Below are 14,961 nucleotides of genomic sequence, written 5' to 3'. Positions count from 1 at the left end.
GATCAGCTCTCCCTTGGTGTCAGCGGATTGATAGAGGGCGTGGTGCGCGCCGGGCTGGAACGTGGACGAGGGGACTGCGGCGACGTGCCATCGCCATTATCGCCGAACACCTCGCGGGCGATTGACCCGATGCCGGCAAGCGAGCCGAGAATGGAGGTGGCTTCCATTGGCATCAGCACGATCTTGGAATTGCCGGCGGTACCGATCGCGGTCAGCGCCTCGGTGTATTTCTGCGCGACGAAGTAGTTGATTGCCTGCACGTTACCCTCGGCGATCGCTTCGGAGACCATGCGGGTTGCCTTGGCTTCGGCTTCGGCCAGACGTTCGCGGGCCTCAGCGTTGCGGAAGGCCGCTTCGCGCTGGCCTTCGGCCTGCAGCACAGCCGACTGCTTCGCGCCTTCGGCGCGCAAGATTTGCGCGGCGCGCAGACCTTCTGCTTCGAGAACCTGGGCGCGCTTCTCGCGCTCCGCCTTCATCTGCCGACCCATGGCGTCGACCAGATCCTTTGGCGGCTGAATGTCCTTGATTTCGACGCGGGTCACCTTGATGCCCCATGGCTCGACCGCGTTGTCGACAACGCGCAGCAGCCGTTCATTGATGGCGTCGCGATTGGACAACAGCTCATCGAGATCCATCGAACCCATAACAGAGCGGATATTGGTCTTGGTGAGGTTGAGGATCGCACTTTCGAGATTGGTGATCTGATAGGCCGCCTGGGCTGCATTCAAGACCTGGAAAAAGGCGACGGCGTCGGTGGAAATGCTGGCATTGTCCTTGGTGATGACCTCCTGGGTCGGCACCGCCAGCACCTGCTCCATCACATTCATGCGGACGCCGAGCGTGTCGATGAAAGGCACGATCAGATTGAGGCCCGGTTCCAGTGTGCGGGTGTAGCGGCCGAAACGCTGGACCGTGTAACGATATCCCTGCGGCACGGTCTTGATCCCTGCAAACAGCACCAGGATGATCAAAACAACCAGGGCAATTACAAAGATGCTGAATCCACCGATGACCATAAAATCCTCCATCGACGTTCCCCGGACGATGCGAGGCTGACGTCATTCCCAAGCGTTGCCGCATTTCTGACGCCCACGGTCGAGTACGTCGCGAAGCAGCTCAATCAGATGTGGTGGGTTATCATGTTCTCGGCAAGGGTGAAATGGTCTGCGACAACCAACCTTTCGCGCCCGGCAGCGAGGATATTCAATCTCGCCAAGGTCTTGCCTCCGGCTCCGCATCTTCATACCTTAAGGGAAGGAAAGATCCGGCTCGGCTGCCATGCAGTCTTCAGAGCCAAAGCATTGCGCATCAGCAGGTGAAGCTATGAACATCGATAGGACCTTGCGCTCGGTCGTGGCCGTGCATTCCAAAATTCCGGAGGATGCCTTTACGGCTGGATCGCTCGGCACGCGCCGGGAGGGCAGCGGCGTGGTCATCCGGAACAACGGGCTGGTGCTGACCATCGGCTATCTGATCACAGAGGCCGAGGAGGTCTGGCTGACGACCAATGACGGCCGCGTGATTCCAGCCCATGCGCTGGCCTATGATCAGGAAACCGGCTTTGGCCTGGTGCAGGCGCTCGGACGGCTCGATGTTCCCCCGCTGGATTTCGGTAATGTCGCCAAAGCCGATATCGGCGATCCCGTCATGATGGCCGATGGTATCGGCCAGTTCGTGCAGGCAAACATCGTCGCCAAGCAGGAATTCGCCGGCTATTGGGAATATCTGCTTGATGAAGCGATCTTCACCGCGCCCGCCCATCCCTCCTGGGGAGGCGCTGCCCTCATCGACGCTGACGGCAAGCTTCTGGGCATCGGCTCGCTACACCTGCAGATGGCGGCAAAAGACGGCGGAAGCGCCGATATCAACATGGTCGTGCCGATCGACCTGTTGCCGCCAATTCTCGATGACCTGCTCAATCGGGGTCAGGTCAACAAGCCACCGAGACCCTGGCTCGGGGCCTTTTCGGCCGAAAGCGACGGCGAGGTCGTTGTCATGAGCGTGGCCGAGGGCGGCCCCGCCGAGCAGGCGGGCTTGCGCCGAGGCGACGTCATCTCCGAAATCCGCGATGACGAAGTGGACGGCCTTGCCGATTTCTACCGGAAGATATGGGAAAGCGGTTCCGCCGGAGCAGAAATCCCCATGAGGGTCCTGCGCAATGGCCGCGAGGCATGGCTAAGGGTCAAGTCGGCCGACCGCAGCAGTTTCCTGAGGAAGCCGCATCTGCAATAAGGCGGCGCTGGGCCGTTCAGATCAGGCCCAGCCCGACAGCTCCCGCCGCACCACCGCCTCCAGCACCCGCATGCCGTCCTCGCCGTCGTTGAGGCAAGGGATATGCGTGAATTTCTCACCGCCATTATGGTGGAAGGATTCGGCCGCCTGTTCGGCGATTTCCTCGAGTGTTTCCAGACAGTCGGAAACGAAGCCGGGGTTGAGGACGGCGATACGCTTGGTGCCGTCCCTGGCGAGGCTCTCCACCGTCTTGTCCGTATAGGGCTGCAGCCATTCCTCCGGGCCGAAACGGGACTGGAAGGTGACGATGAACTGATCGTCGGCAAGACCGAGCTTTTCACGCAGCAGGCGGCCGGTCTCGATGCATTGGGCGTAATAGGGGTCACCCTTTTCCGAGTAGGAAAGCGGGATGCCGTGGAAGGAGGCGAGGATCTTTTCCGGCAACCAGTCGAGCGTGGCGAGATGCCGCGTGATGGATTTGGCGAGTGCGTCTATATAGGTGGGATCGCTGTGATAATCCGGCACCGTGCGCAGGGCCGGCTGCCAGCGCATTTTCACCAGCTTCTCGAAAGCCTTGTCATTGACCGTGGCGGTCGTTGCCGCCGCATATTGCGGATAGAGCGGAAACAGCACGATACGGTCGCAGCCCTGGTCCTTCAGCGCCTGGATACGGTCGCCGATCGACGGCGTTCCGTAGCGCATCGCCCAATCGACGACGACAGCGGGCAGGTCCGCCAGCCGCTCGGCCATCAGATTCGACTGGTTGCGGGTGTAGGTGCGCAGATAACTCTCGTTCTTGTCCTTGTTCCAGATCGTCTCATAGGCTTTGCCCACTTTTTGGGGACGAGTGTTGAGGACGATGCCGAAGAGAACCGGGTACCATTTCCATCGCGGCAATTCGATGACGCGCTTGTCGCTGAGGAATTCGCGTAGATAGCGCCGCATCGATGTGTAGTCGGTGCCGTCGGGCGTGCCGAGATTGACGAGAAGGATGCCGATTCTGCCGGATTTTTGCTGTAATTGGCCGGTCGCGGCTTCTGCTGTCATCAATCATGTCCTCTCAACGAAACGAAGCCCCTCACATAGGAACAAAAACCGGCCCGGGAAAGCCCGAACCGGTTAAGTCCTGCGAGACAAATCGTCCTTACTTGGCCGGAATCTTCAATTCTTCACCGACCAGGAGGCGGTGCGGCTTGAAATTGCGGTTGGCGGCCAGCAGCTTGTGCCAATCGTTGGCGTTGCCGTAGTAGGTCTTGGCGAGATCCCAGAGCGTGTCGCCGGCGACGATGACATGGGTCGTCGGTGTCTTCGGCGGTTCATTGGTCTGGGTTGCCGGGGCGACCGTCGTCGTTGCTGGAGCCGTTGCGGCGGGCGCGGGTGTTGCCGCAGCCGGAGCGGTTGCCGCCGGTGCCGCAGTCGTAGGCGCGGCGGTTGCAGGCGCCGATGCGGCAGGTGCTGGTGTGGCCGGCGCCGTGGTTGTCGCGGGTGCTGCGCCGGTATTCGCTGCCGCCGAAGCAGGCTTCTGATCCGGTGCGGCCGCGGGCTCCTGTGCTTGCACAGGTTTTGCGGCCTCCGGCTGTGCGGCGGCGATCTGGGTTATGCGGCCGTCGGTGTAAGGCTTGTAAGGATTGTGTGCGGCGAGATAATCGGCCACCACGCCCGCCAGATCGGGGCCGAAGTCATAGGCGTTCTTGCCGTTCTGCGCGAAGACGGAATAACCATCGCCGCCGGCGCGCATATAGTTGTTGCTGACGACGCCGTAGGTCTTGTCGGGATCGAGCGGCACGAAGTCCGTGCCCTCCTGCACCGTGACGGAGACCAGGCGGCTACCGGGCGGCTTGGATTTGTCGAAGGTATATTTGAGACCGGAAACCTGTGGGAAGCGGCCGGCACCCTCATCGATCTGGCTGAGACCATTCTCCAGTGCCGTCTTGACCTCCGCACCCGTCAACTGGAAGGTGGCGACGGTGTTCTGGAACGGCAGCACGGTCAGTACGCCGCCCATGCTGACGTCGCCGGCACCGATTGAGGCGCGCAGTCCGCCGCCGTTCTGGATGGCGATGCTGATACCCTGTCCCTTCGTCCGGTCGAGGATGGCGTCGGCGACGAGGTTGCCCATGGAGCATTCCTGAACGCGGCAAACCTCACGCGCGGCTTCGATCGGGCCTTCGGATGTGCCGATCACCTTATGGCGGAGTTCCTCGATCGGCTTTGCCATCTCTTGGACGCGGGCGGCGATCGCGGGGTCGGGCTTGACCGAGGCGTCCAGCAGGATCGGATCGCCCTTGGCATCCTTGACGGCGCCGTTGTCGTCGAAGGTGATGACGACATCTCCGAGATATTTGCTGTAGGACGCGGCCTGGACGACCGGGACCTTATAGCCGGCGGGGTTGTCGACCATGGTCGGATAGGGGCCGGCGGCTTTCGGGTCCGTGTTCGACAGCAGCGTGTGCGAATGGCCGCCAACGACGACACTGACGCCGGCGATCTTGGCGATCTTCTCGATATCGCGCTTGTAGCCGACATGGGTGAGCGCAATGATCTTGTTGACGCCCTGCGACTTCAGCGCATCCACCTCGGCGCTGATGGCGGCGGCATCGTCGGTGATCTTGACGTGTGGGCCGGGCGAGGAGAGTTCCGGCGTTTCAGTGGTGACGGCGCCGACGATGCCGATCTTCTGGCCGCCGATCGTGAGCACGATGGATTTCTTGATGCGGTCGCCGATTTTCGACTGGCCATCGACGACCATATTGGCGGTAATGACGGGGAATTGCGCCTTGTCGAGGAAAGCCGCCAGCGGCTCCTCGCCATCATCGAATTCGTGGTTGCCGACGGTCATGGCGTCGATCTTCATGTCGTTGATGAACTCGACCTCGGCCGCGCCTTTGTAGGTCGTATAGAACAGCGAGCCCTGGAAATTGTCGCCGGCGTCGAGCACCAGCACATTCTGCCCGGCAAGGGCTGCGCGGCGCTGGTCGATCATCGTCTTCATCCGCGCGGCGCCGCCGAAGCATTCATTCTTGGCTTCTTCCGCTGCCGAGCAGGTGGTGTCGAATTTGTTGATCGATTCCACGCGCGAATGGAAGTCATTGAAGTGCAGAATGTTGAGCTGATAGTCCGCGAAAGCGGCGCTTGTGCTGAGCGCCAAGGCGGCTGCAGCCAAAAGGCCCACTCCGAAGGGCTTCGTCATCTTTCTCTCCTGTTATTTTTCACAATCCGATCCGCCCGTGCCCCACGGCGGCCCCCATGACGATGTTTCCATCACGGCGGGGTGAGCGCAAGCGAAAGCTGTTGGGTTCATTCGGATTTTACAAATCCACAGGCGGGAGGCCGCGAGATCAGGCGCAGGCCTCGATCGAGGCGTCGCCATAAGCTTCCCGCACGGCGGCGATGATGTTCCAGCCGATGGCGAGAGAGAGGAGCAGGCAGCAAAGTGCCGCGATGCGATGAAAGCGCCGGCTCTTGTCGCGATAGAGCAGGATCATGCCGCCAGCATAGAGCAGCAAGGCGGGCATGGCGATGATCAGAACGCTCGCCGGCCCGTCGCAATCGAGCGCGGCGATGCCTTGGGCCTTGTAGCTATTGGCGGGGAGAACCGCCGCCAGAGCGGCGAGCGGCAAGCCGATGATGAGAATAATGTAAAGCGCCACTCTGCGCATGGCGTCCTACCCGCCCGCGATGCCGGTCTCAGCCTTGGCGATTGAGCGAGAAGTGCCCGCCGCCTTCCGCGGTGCAGTTCAGCTGGCTGGGATTGGCCAGGAAGCAATTGACCTTGGAGCTGGTGCGCTTCACGTTCGAATACAGATTGATCTGGATCACGCCGGACGCGTCCGTCGTGTAGGTTCCGGACGCCATTTGCGTATTCGTGCCGTCCGTCGTGTGCGTCTCGAACCTGCCGCCCGAAAATGACGAGTTCAGTCCGTTCGCATCGCTCCAGTTGCCGTCCACCGTCGTTGCACGCGGCTGCGAGCCCCCGCCCATGGCGACCGGAGGTGGCCTCGATCCGCCGAAATCGACGCAGGCGGAGAGCGCTGCCGCGGCGGTGACAAGGGCAAGACTGGTTTTGATCTTCATAAATGTCTCCCGCGATTGAAGGCGGATTGGCGTCGTGGCGATTGCAAGAAACATGGCGCGACCATTTGTTGAAAGCAAGGCTTCAGACCCTCATCATCTTGATTTATCTGACGAGCGTAACAAAAATGCCCGCACGACCTGTGCGAGCATTTTAATTTCCGATTATTCTAATTCTCTGTCAATCAGCGAACCAGGATGTTCTTGAACTGCCAGGGATCCTTGGTATCGATGTCTTCCGGGAACAGGCCCGGGCGACCGTCGAGCGGCGTCCAGTCGGTGTAGTGACCTTCGACTGGGCCGAGATAGGGCAGTTGCACTTCGAGGCAGCGCTTGTAATCGATCTCGTCGGCTTCGACGATGCCGGCGGTCGGATTTTCCAGAGCCCAGACCATGCCGGCGAGAACGGCGGAGGTTACCTGCAGGCCGGTTGCGTTCTGGTAGGGCGCAATGCGGCGGGTCTCTTCGAGAGACAGGCGCGAACCATACCAATATGCGTTCTTGTCGTGGCCATAGAGCAGCACGCCGAGTTCATCGACGCCATCTTCCAGCTCATGCTCGTCGAGAACGTGATGAACCGGCTGCGGCGTGCCGCCATTGCCGAACATTTCGTGCAGCGAGAGCACGGCGTCGTTGGCAGGATGGTAGGCATAGTGGCAGGTCGGACGATAGGTAACGTCGCCGTCCTTGTCACGGACCGTGAAGAAGTCAGCGATCGAGATCGATTCGTTATGCGTGACCAGGAAGCCGTATTGCGGACCCGGCGTCGGGCACCAGGTACGGACGCGGGTGTTGGCGCCCGGCTGTTCCAGATAGATGGCGGCCTTGGAGCCCTTCTTGTGCTTCTTGGCGTTCTTCGGCATCCACTCTTCGTGCGTGCCCCAACCGAGCTCGGCCGGCTGCAGGCCTTCGGAGATAAAGCCTTCGACGGACCAGGTGTTCCAAAAGACGTTCAGCGGCTTCGGATGCTTGGTGCGCTGCGTGTCGCGCTCGGCAATGTGGATGCCCTTGACGCCGACCTTCTTCATCAGCTTGGCCCAGCCTTCGCGGTCATGCTGATCCGGCTCTTCGAACTTCAGGCCGATATCGTTGGCGAGGTTGACCAGTGCCTGCTTGACGAACCAGGACACCATGCCCGGGTTTGCACCGCAGGTCGAAACGGCCGTCGTGCCGCCCGGGTTCTTCGCCTTTTCCTTGCGCATGGTCTCGCGCAGCGCGTAGTTGGTGCGGTCGGCATTCTTCAGGCTCTTGTCGAAATAGAAGCCGAGCCAGGGTTCGACGACGGTGTCGATGTAGAGCACGTCGAGCTTGCGGCACAGCTTGACCAGGTCGAGCGAGCCGGTATCAACCGAGAGATTGACGCAGAAGCCCTGGCCGCCGCCTTCCGTCAGGAGCGGCTTCAGCAGCTCCTTGTAGTTTTCCTTAGTGACATGTTCCTTGATATGGCGGACGCCGTGCTTTGCCAGGATTTCCATATCGGCTGGCTCTTCGCGCGGGTCGATGACGACTATCCGGCTCTTGTCGAATTTGAAATGGCGCTCGATCAGGGGCAGGGTGCCGCGGCCGATGGAGCCAAAGCCGATCATCACGATCGGGCCGGTAATTTCGGCATATACCGGATATTTGTGTTTCGTCATTCTTGTCTCCTTCGAAAGGCAGGACGCCGTTCGGCCTATGAAATTCAATCAATGTATGCGTGAAAACGCGAGGTGGACGGCTCTAATCACAAATTGATGTCACAATAAAGAGCTCTCCGGGCTACGTCGGGGAAAGTCAATAGAATGGCACCATACACGCGGTTTGCGACGGGTTTGTTGCTTATCGCATTGCTAAATGCCAGCCAACACCCGCAATTGCCTAGCCAATTCGGCTTTCTGATGGATGAGTCCCTTATAGGCCGTCTGATGCTCGTCCAATGCATCCAGTTGTGCGGCGAAATTGGATGCCAGTTCAGCGGCTCTGGGATGGTTGGCGATCGCGGCGATCGGATCGACATAGACGCGGATGGTGAAGAGAATATCGCCTGAGACCGGCAGCTTGCGCAGTGTCTGGCGTTCGACGCGAGCGAAGCGGGTTTCGAGCGTGGGGGCGGTGGTGACTGGCGGCCGCCTGTGTTTTGAAGCCGACAAAAATAGCTCGTCTGTCATATTCACCGACCAGTTCAGCCGCTCGACGGGCTGCGACACCTGTAGATTGTCGAAGATGCGGGTGATCAGGGCGGCGTTGCGCGTGCCTTCGCCAAAGCCGGGTACATCGGCGTGGATCGCCTGCATCGGCCGGCCGAATTTTTCCTGCAGCGACCAGGAGGAGGGGAAGGCGACATGGCCGGCGACAAGGTGCCAGCCGTCGTCGTTGCGGCGCATGATGACGAGATCGTCGGCGACTAGTGATCCGGCCTTCAGCAATGGTGGAACCGAGGTGTCGGCGAGATCGACGGAATGACCGGCGATGGAGAGTATATCGCCATCGCGGCAACAGATGGCCGGGTGCTGTTCACAGAGATAGGCCGTCAGCAGGTCGAGCACCTCTTGCTGTGCGTCCTGTGTATTGTCCTCGGCAACGAAGATCTCGCTTAGATATTCACGGGAAAGACGCCGCTTCTCATCGAGATAGCGCCCGAGATCGGCATCGGGCTCGATCCAGCGGGCGGCGTCCAGTGGCACAAGGCCGATGGTGAAGGGTTTGGCGGAACCGTCATAGGGCGTGTAAGTCAGTTGTGTCATGGGTCGAGTCTATCGCGTCAGCGTTCCCTGATGGAAGAGCATCCGCCAACATCCGTTTCTCAGCTTTTCAATGCCTCCAGCCCCTCCGTCAGGGTCGTCAGGGCGATTTCCGTGATGTCGTAGGCGGCGACGCCGTGGATGGTGAAGGGGTCGGCGGCGACATAGGCTTCCAGTTCGGCGCGGTCGCCGCGGGCGAAGATGATGCCGCCGGTGCGCGGTACCTTGCGGCCAGAAGCGAGGAACCAGCCCTTGGCGTAGCCTTCCTTTACCCAGGCCAAATGTGGCTCCATGTGCTTGTCGGCTTCGTCATTGCCCTTGAGATAGGTCAGCGAGAGGATGAGCATTGCGTCAATTCCATATGAGTTGCACGCGGATCAGACCGCGCAGGGAGTTTCCTACATAAAGCGTGGCATTTTCCAGATCGTCCAGCCTGATCCGGCCGACGCGGGCCTTGCGCTGGCAGATGAGTTCGGTGCGCAAGACACCGGCAAGCAGGCCGCAAGAGATGGGCGGTGTTCGCAACGGGGCCGAGCCGTCGTCCAGGAAGATCGAGGTGATCGTGCCCTCGCAGACCTCGTTTCTTTCGTTCAGCAGCAGAATTTCGTCCGCTTCAGTCGATGGATATTCGGCGCGCGCGGCCTCGTAGACCGATCGGCGCGTGGTCTTCACCCGCAGCAGCGTGTCGGCGGAATCGATCCGGGTTTTGGCGATGCGGACGCGCCAGACGGTGTCGGCGGCAAGAGGCGTGAAAACGGCGGTGGTGATATCGGTTTGCCCGGCACGATCGAAGGTCAGGCGGACCCGCAACGGCGCAGTCGCGCCGGCGACGGCGGCGTCCAGTTTCGTCAGCGCATCCTTCGGTGCGGGAAAGCCCAGCCGGCGGGCGGAGCGTTGCAGCCGGGCAAGGTGCAGGCGCAGACGCACGAAGCCCGTTTGCGGCTCGTAGCGCAGCGTTTCGATCAGCGAGAAGTCCTCTAGCGCTTGATCCATCGATCCCCCACGGCGAAGCGTGCCTTCAGGAAGCATTCTTCATATTCCGCTTCCGCCGTCGAATCGAAAACGATGCCGCCGCCGACGTTGAAGACGGCGCGGCCGTCGTCGAACAGCGTGATGGTGCGGATCGCCACGGAAAAGCGCATGGCGCCGGTGGGCGAGATCATGCCGATTGCCCCGCAATAAGCATCGCGCGGGCTGTCTTCGAGGTCGTGCAGGATTTCCATTGCCCGCATTTTCGGCGCACCGGTGATCGAACCGCAGGGAAAGAGCGCGGCGAAGATATCGCGGATGGTCATGCCGGGGCGCAGCTTTGCCTGCACATGGCTGACCATCTGGTGCAGGGTCGGATAGGTCTCGATCTCGAAGAGTTTCGGCACGTCGAGCGTACCAACCTCGGTGATGCGGGAGATATCGTTGCGCAGGAGGTCGACGATCATGCGGTTTTCAGCCTGCGTCTTTTCGTCGGCAAGCATGGCGCTGATGATCTCGGCATCTTCCGTGGCATTCGCGCCGCGCTTGGCCGTGCCCTTCATCGGATGCGTCTCGATCCAGCCGTCGTCGTCCGTGCGGAAGAAGAGTTCCGGCGAGCGTGACAAAAGGATAGGTCCGCCAAGATCGACGAGGGCGCCGTACTTCACCGGCTGACGCTCGATCAGCGACCAGAACGCGGCCCTGATGTCGCCGTTCCAGCGCGCTGTGATCGGCATGGTGAGGTTTGCCTGATAGCAATCGCCCTGGCGGATATGCCCATGCAGCCGGTCGATTCTCTCTTTATATATAGGGAAATTCCATGCGGCCGTCGCATCGGTCAGGAACTCCTGGTTTTCAAGGCGCTGCAAGGGTTGGGCGAGGGGATGGTCGTTGGCTGCCGGAGCATCGAAAACGCCGAAGCACAGCAATGGCGTTTCGCGATTTTCTTCAGTGAAGGGTGCCAGTTTTTCCTCGAAGAGGTGGCCGGCTTCATAGGCCATATAGCCTGCCAACCATTTTCCGTCCGCCTTCGCCTTCTCCATTCGGTCCAAGGCATCGAAGAATTCCGCGCGCGTCCGGGCGATGATGCTCTCCGCCGGTTCGGCGAAGAGCATTACCTGTCCTGTGCTGTCGTCCCTAAAGAGGACGTAGGGTTGGGTATCGGCCATGCGCGGGTCTTCATCAATGGGTATCAAGCACTCCTATCAAGCGCCTCGAGTTCATCGAGCAGCCCTTCGATCATCGACAGTCCCTTGCTCCAGAACGACGGATCGGTGGCGTCGAGGCCAAAAGGCTTCAGAAGTTCCGAATGATGCTTGGTGCCGCCGGCCTTCAGCAGCTCGAAATACTTAGCCTGAAAGCCCTCTTCGGCATTCTGATAGACGGCGTAGAGCGAGTTCACCAGGCAGTCGCCGAAGGCATAGGCGTAGACGTAGAAGGGCGAATGGATGAAGTGGGGGATATAGGTCCAGTAGGTCTCATAGCCCTCGGAAATCCTGATCGCCGGTCCGAGGCTTTCCGACTGCACGGAGAGCCAGAGCTCGCCGATATCGTCGGAGGTCAGTTCGCCGTTCTTGCGGGCGGCGTGCACCTTGCGCTCGAATTCGTAGAAGGCGATCTGGCGCACGACTGTGTTGATCATGTCCTCGACCTTCTGGGCGAGCATCGCCTTGCGCTCGCGCTTGTCGGTGGTCTTGTCGAGCAGGGCGCGGAAGGTCAGCATCTCGCCGAAGACCGAGGCGGTTTCGGCAAGCGTCAGCGGCGTCTGGCACATCAGCGCGCCCTGGCCGCCGGCAAGCACCTGATGCACGCCATGGCCGAGCTCGTGGGCCAGCGTCATCACGTCGCGCGGCTTACCCATGTAGTTGACGAGCACATAAGGGTGCGCCGATGGCACGGTCGGATGGGCGAAGGCGCCCGGCGCCTTGCCAGGACGCACCGGCGCGTCGATCCATTCCTCATCGAAGAAGCGCTTGGCGATATCGGCCATTTCCGGGGCGAAATTGCCGTAGGCGGAAAGCACGGTTTCCTTGGCCTCGCTCCAGGGGATCAGCGCGTTGGAGGTTTCCGGCAGCGGCGCGTTGCGGTCCCAGAAATTCATCTGTTCCATGCCGAGCCACTTGGCCTTCATCTTGTAATAGCGGTGCGAGAGGCGCGGATAGGCGTCGCGCACGGCGGCGGCCAGTGCATCGACCACCTCGCGCTCGACGCGGTTGGCGAGATGCCGGCTGTCGGCAATATCCTCGAAGCCGCGCCAGCGATCGGCGATATCCTTGTCCTTGGCGAGGGTGTTTGTAATTAGCGTGAAGACGCGCAGATTGGCCTTGAAGGTTGTGGTCAAAGCCTCGGCAGCCTTGCGGCGCACTTCAGGGTCCTTTTCCTGCAGCATGTTCAGGGTGACTTCCAGCGGCAGCTTCTCGCCATCGACCTCGAAGCGCAGCTCCGCCATGGTCTCGTCGAACAGGCGGTTGAAGGCGGCCGCACTCGTCATGGATTTTTCGAGGAACAGCTGCTCCAGTCTGTCGTCCAGCTGGTAGGGCTTGTCCTTGCGCAGGTCGACGAGCCAGGGGCGATAATGGCCGGCGGTGGGGTCGTTCGCCATGCAGGCATCCATGACGGCATCGTCGATGCGGTTCAGTTCCAGCGGGAAGAACAGCAGATGGGCGGCATAGTCGGTCAGTCTCGTCTGCACATCGCCATAGAGTTTGCCGTTGGCCGGATTGCTGGTGTTGGAAAAATAGGTGAGACCGGCAAAGGAACCGAGGCGGCCGATGATGTCGTCCAGCGCTTCATATTCCTTCAGCGCCGCACCGATACCGGCGTCACCGCTCTTGGTCGCGGCCTCGGCAAGCTTGCCCTTCCACTTTTCTTCAAAGGCGACGGCCAGCTTGCCGGCCTTTTCCATGTCGCCGGTGAAAGCGGTTGAAGTGGCCGAGGGATAGAGGTCGCTGAGCTTCCAGGCGGGCAGATCCCCAAGCGCGGCATTGGTCGCGGCAGCGGCCGGGCCGGTGGAAAACTTAAGGGACGAATGCAGCGAGGTCGGGCTCATGGACGGTATTTCCTCTATTTTCTTTTCAGAACGATCCGGTCAATTCGTGTCTATTCGGCCGAAAAGGCCGCTGCAAGTGCGGATTTTCTGCGGTCGGGCAATGGAGTCATAGACGATGTTACATTCGTCATAATGATTAAAATACGATGGTTTGGCAAAACTTCGTGTTCAAGCCTTTCTGCGAAGGTTCCCCTAGGTTTCGCATGAAGTGAGGCACCAATGACCATATTGAATAGCGCCAAGGGGGGCGCGCAGGTTCTCGTTGTTGAGGATGATCCGATCCAACGACGCCTGCTAAAAAATGCCATCGAGCGGCACGGACACGTTGCTCACTTGGCAGAAAATGGCCGCTTCGGCCTCGAGTTTCTGAAGCGCAATGGCGATCAGATCAATGTGATCGTGCTCGATCTCATGATGCCGGAGATGAACGGCCTCGAGCTTCTGGGCGCTCTCAGCGACATGGGTACTGATATTCCCGTGATCGTGCAGACCGGGCAAGGCGGTATCGAGACCGTGGTGCAGGCCATGCGGGCCGGCGCCTTCGATTTCGTCGTCAAGCCGGTTTCGCCGGAACGGATAGGCGCGTCGATCGCCAACGCGCTGAAACTCGATCAGCGCGAGGCCAAGGCCCGCGCCGGACGCAAATCGCGCTCGAGTGCGATCAGCTTCGACGACATCGTCTCGGCGAGCCCGGCGATGATGCGGGTGCTCGATCTCGCCCATCGCGCGTCGCAATCGAATATACCCGTGGTGCTGGAAGGCGAATCCGGCGTCGGCAAGGAACTGGTGGCCCGTGCCATCCAGGCCGCCAGCGACCGCGCCGGCAAGCCTTTCGTCACGGTCAATTGCGGTGCCATTCCGCATAATCTGGTCGAGAGCATTCTCTTCGGTCATGAGAAGGGCGCCTTCACCGGCGCCACGGAACGGCATGTCGGCAAGTTCATGGAAGCGGACGGCGGTACGCTGTTCCTCGACGAGGTCGGCGATCTGCCGCTGGAGGTGCAGGTCAAGCTCCTGCGTGCCGTGCAGCAGGGCGAGATCGAGACGGTCGGCGCCCGCGTGGCGCAGAAGGTCAATGTCCGGCTGATTTCGGCCACCAACAAGGATTTGATCGAAGAGGTGAAGGCCGGACGGTTCCGCGAGGATCTCTACTACCGCCTCAACGTCTTCCCGATCACCATGCCGGCACTCCGCCGCCGCAAGGAGGACATTCCGCATCTCGCGCGCGCTTTCGCCGATCGGTTCGCGTTCGAACAGAAGCTCGGTCATTCGCTGGCGATCAGCCATGGCGCTTTGGCGCTGCTGACGTCCTATGACTGGCCAGGCAATATCCGCCAGCTCGAAAATGCGGTCTTCCGCGCGGTCGTGCTGTCGGAGGGACCGGAGCTGCTGGAAACCGATTTTCCGCAGATCGCGGCGCAGTTGCCCGGCTATTTCACTGGCGAGCATCCGACGTTAGTTGTGGATAATTCCCAGACCTACGGCGCCGATAGCGTCGCGGCAGACAGGTTTGAGCGCGGCTTGCGGGTCGCGTCATCGGAGGAAACTACAACCTCGCCGCTCTCGATCGTGGACACGTCATCCGCGCAAGCGTCGGATAATGTCATCGTCAGCACCGATACATCCGGCGATGTCAGAAAGCTTGCGGATGTCGAGGAAGAGCTCATAAGGTTCGCTCTCAAATTCTATCGAGGGCAAATGAGTCAGGTGGCAAGGAAGCTCGGAATCGGCCGTTCGACGCTCTATCGCAAGTTGAAAGACTATGGGATAGACCCGGATGACCCGCAAAAAAACGCGGCGTGAGCACGGTTTAACGTTTAGGCAAGCATATTTTGTTACCTGTCGTAAAGCACTTGTTAGTGCATCGTTCACCATGTATGAAGAGGGCGACCATGTGTGGCATTTTTGCCATCGTGTCAC

General features: G+C 60.5%; 13 protein-coding genes. 2 read left to right on the top strand and 11 right to left on the bottom strand.

The genetic code is table 11. The features are described 5' to 3' along the window. Nucleotides 1–2: 2 nt before the first annotated feature. Nucleotides 3–1,016, bottom strand: coding sequence for an SPFH domain-containing protein (locus RRH01S_RS17920; protein ID WP_012652336.1), 1,014 nt, complete (start codon nt 1,014–1,016; stop codon nt 3–5). Nucleotides 1,017–1,323: 307 nt separating this feature from the next. Here RRH01S_RS17920 and RRH01S_RS17915 point away from each other — a divergent pair, with 307 nt between their 5' ends. Then, nucleotides 1,324–2,232 (top strand): S1C family serine protease, encoded by a 909-nt coding sequence (locus tag RRH01S_RS17915; protein ID WP_007701081.1) that lies wholly within the window; start codon nt 1,324–1,326, stop codon nt 2,230–2,232. Nucleotides 2,233–2,253: 21 nt separating this feature from the next. Here the strand turns inward: RRH01S_RS17915 and hemH are convergent, their stop codons facing one another. From hemH to RRH01S_RS17865, 10 genes are all read right to left on the bottom strand, one after another. Then, on the bottom strand, nt 2,254–3,279 hold the full coding sequence (gene hemH / locus RRH01S_RS17910; RefSeq protein ID WP_042473394.1) for a ferrochelatase: 1,026 nt from the start codon (nt 3,277–3,279) through the stop codon (nt 2,254–2,256). Between the two features lie 97 nt (nt 3,280–3,376). Beyond that, nucleotides 3,377–5,422, bottom strand: coding sequence for a 5'-nucleotidase C-terminal domain-containing protein (locus RRH01S_RS17905; RefSeq protein ID WP_012652333.1), 2,046 nt, complete (start codon nt 5,420–5,422; stop codon nt 3,377–3,379). A 148-nt stretch (nt 5,423–5,570) separates the two neighbouring features. Continuing rightward, nucleotides 5,571–5,891: a hypothetical protein gene (locus RRH01S_RS17900; protein WP_012652332.1), complete on the bottom strand. Its 321-nt coding sequence runs from the start codon at nt 5,889–5,891 to the stop codon at nt 5,571–5,573. 28 nt (nt 5,892–5,919) lie between these two features. Beyond that, the gene (gene omp10, locus RRH01S_RS17895; RefSeq protein ID WP_012652331.1) at nt 5,920–6,306 is read right to left on the bottom strand and encodes an outer membrane lipoprotein Omp10; all 387 of its coding nucleotides are present in this window, start codon (nt 6,304–6,306) and stop codon (nt 5,920–5,922) included. A gap of 182 nt (nt 6,307–6,488) precedes the next feature. Further along, nucleotides 6,489–7,940 carry a homospermidine synthase gene (locus RRH01S_RS17890; protein WP_012652330.1) on the bottom strand — a complete coding sequence of 484 codons (1,452 nt, stop codon included), beginning with the start codon at nt 7,938–7,940 and terminating at the stop codon, nt 6,489–6,491. Between the two features lie 192 nt (nt 7,941–8,132). Beyond that, on the bottom strand, nt 8,133–9,026 hold the full coding sequence (locus RRH01S_RS17885) for a heme-dependent oxidative N-demethylase family protein (RefSeq protein ID WP_042473391.1): 894 nt from the start codon (nt 9,024–9,026) through the stop codon (nt 8,133–8,135). A 59-nt stretch (nt 9,027–9,085) separates the two neighbouring features. Continuing rightward, nucleotides 9,086–9,370, bottom strand: coding sequence for a YciI family protein (locus RRH01S_RS17880; RefSeq protein WP_037221249.1), 285 nt, complete (start codon nt 9,368–9,370; stop codon nt 9,086–9,088). A gap of 4 nt (nt 9,371–9,374) precedes the next feature. Continuing rightward, nucleotides 9,375–10,016, bottom strand: coding sequence for an aminotransferase class IV family protein (locus RRH01S_RS17875; protein WP_037221247.1), 642 nt, complete (start codon nt 10,014–10,016; stop codon nt 9,375–9,377). Then, nucleotides 10,001–11,161 carry an aminodeoxychorismate synthase component I gene (locus tag RRH01S_RS17870; protein WP_012652326.1) on the bottom strand — a complete coding sequence of 387 codons (1,161 nt, stop codon included), beginning with the start codon at nt 11,159–11,161 and terminating at the stop codon, nt 10,001–10,003. Before RRH01S_RS17870 ends, RRH01S_RS17875 begins: the two co-directional genes overlap by 16 nt. 23 nt (nt 11,162–11,184) lie before the next feature. After that, nucleotides 11,185–13,041 carry a M3 family oligoendopeptidase gene (locus tag RRH01S_RS17865; protein ID WP_042473388.1) on the bottom strand — a complete coding sequence of 619 codons (1,857 nt, stop codon included), beginning with the start codon at nt 13,039–13,041 and terminating at the stop codon, nt 11,185–11,187. A 219-nt stretch (nt 13,042–13,260) separates the two neighbouring features. Between RRH01S_RS17865 and RRH01S_RS17860 the strand changes: the two genes are divergently transcribed. Next, nucleotides 13,261–14,844 (top strand): sigma-54-dependent transcriptional regulator, encoded by a 1,584-nt coding sequence (locus RRH01S_RS17860; RefSeq protein ID WP_007701115.1) that lies wholly within the window; start codon nt 13,261–13,263, stop codon nt 14,842–14,844. Nucleotides 14,845–14,961: the final 117 nt, after the last annotated feature.

Origin of the sequence: Rhizobium rhizogenes NBRC 13257 (genome assembly GCF_000696095.1) — a bacterium.
Lineage (GTDB): Bacteria > Pseudomonadota > Alphaproteobacteria > Rhizobiales > Rhizobiaceae > Rhizobium > Rhizobium rhizogenes.
The sequence above is the reverse complement of the archived record's forward strand: the minus strand, read 5'-3'. Positions and strand labels throughout refer to the sequence as shown.

Bases quoted from the DNA above. Each gene is read 5' to 3' on its own strand.
- RRH01S_RS17890 (WP_012652330.1), bottom strand. From the start codon at position 7,940: ATGACGAAACACAAATATCCGGTATATGCCGAAATTACCGGCCCGATC.
- RRH01S_RS17900 (WP_012652332.1), bottom strand. From the start codon at position 5,891: ATGCGCAGAGTGGCGCTTTACATTATTCTCATCATCGGCTTGCCGCTC.
- RRH01S_RS17875 (WP_037221247.1), bottom strand. From the start codon at position 10,016: ATGGATCAAGCGCTAGAGGACTTCTCGCTGATCGAAACGCTGCGCTAC.
- omp10 (WP_012652331.1), bottom strand. From the start codon at position 6,306: ATGAAGATCAAAACCAGTCTTGCCCTTGTCACCGCCGCGGCAGCGCTC.
- RRH01S_RS17860 (WP_007701115.1), top strand. From the start codon at position 13,261: ATGACCATATTGAATAGCGCCAAGGGGGGCGCGCAGGTTCTCGTTGTT.
- hemH (WP_042473394.1), bottom strand. From the start codon at position 3,279: ATGACAGCAGAAGCCGCGACCGGCCAATTACAGCAAAAATCCGGCAGA.
- RRH01S_RS17865 (WP_042473388.1), bottom strand. From the start codon at position 13,041: ATGAGCCCGACCTCGCTGCATTCGTCCCTTAAGTTTTCCACCGGCCCG.
- RRH01S_RS17885 (WP_042473391.1), bottom strand. From the start codon at position 9,026: ATGACACAACTGACTTACACGCCCTATGACGGTTCCGCCAAACCCTTC.
- RRH01S_RS17905 (WP_012652333.1), bottom strand. From the start codon at position 5,422: ATGACGAAGCCCTTCGGAGTGGGCCTTTTGGCTGCAGCCGCCTTGGCG.
- RRH01S_RS17880 (WP_037221249.1), bottom strand. From the start codon at position 9,370: ATGCTCATCCTCTCGCTGACCTATCTCAAGGGCAATGACGAAGCCGAC.
- RRH01S_RS17870 (WP_012652326.1), bottom strand. From the start codon at position 11,161: ATGGCCGATACCCAACCCTACGTCCTCTTTAGGGACGACAGCACAGGA.
- RRH01S_RS17915 (WP_007701081.1), top strand. From the start codon at position 1,324: ATGAACATCGATAGGACCTTGCGCTCGGTCGTGGCCGTGCATTCCAAA.
- RRH01S_RS17920 (WP_012652336.1), bottom strand. From the start codon at position 1,016: ATGGTCATCGGTGGATTCAGCATCTTTGTAATTGCCCTGGTTGTTTTG.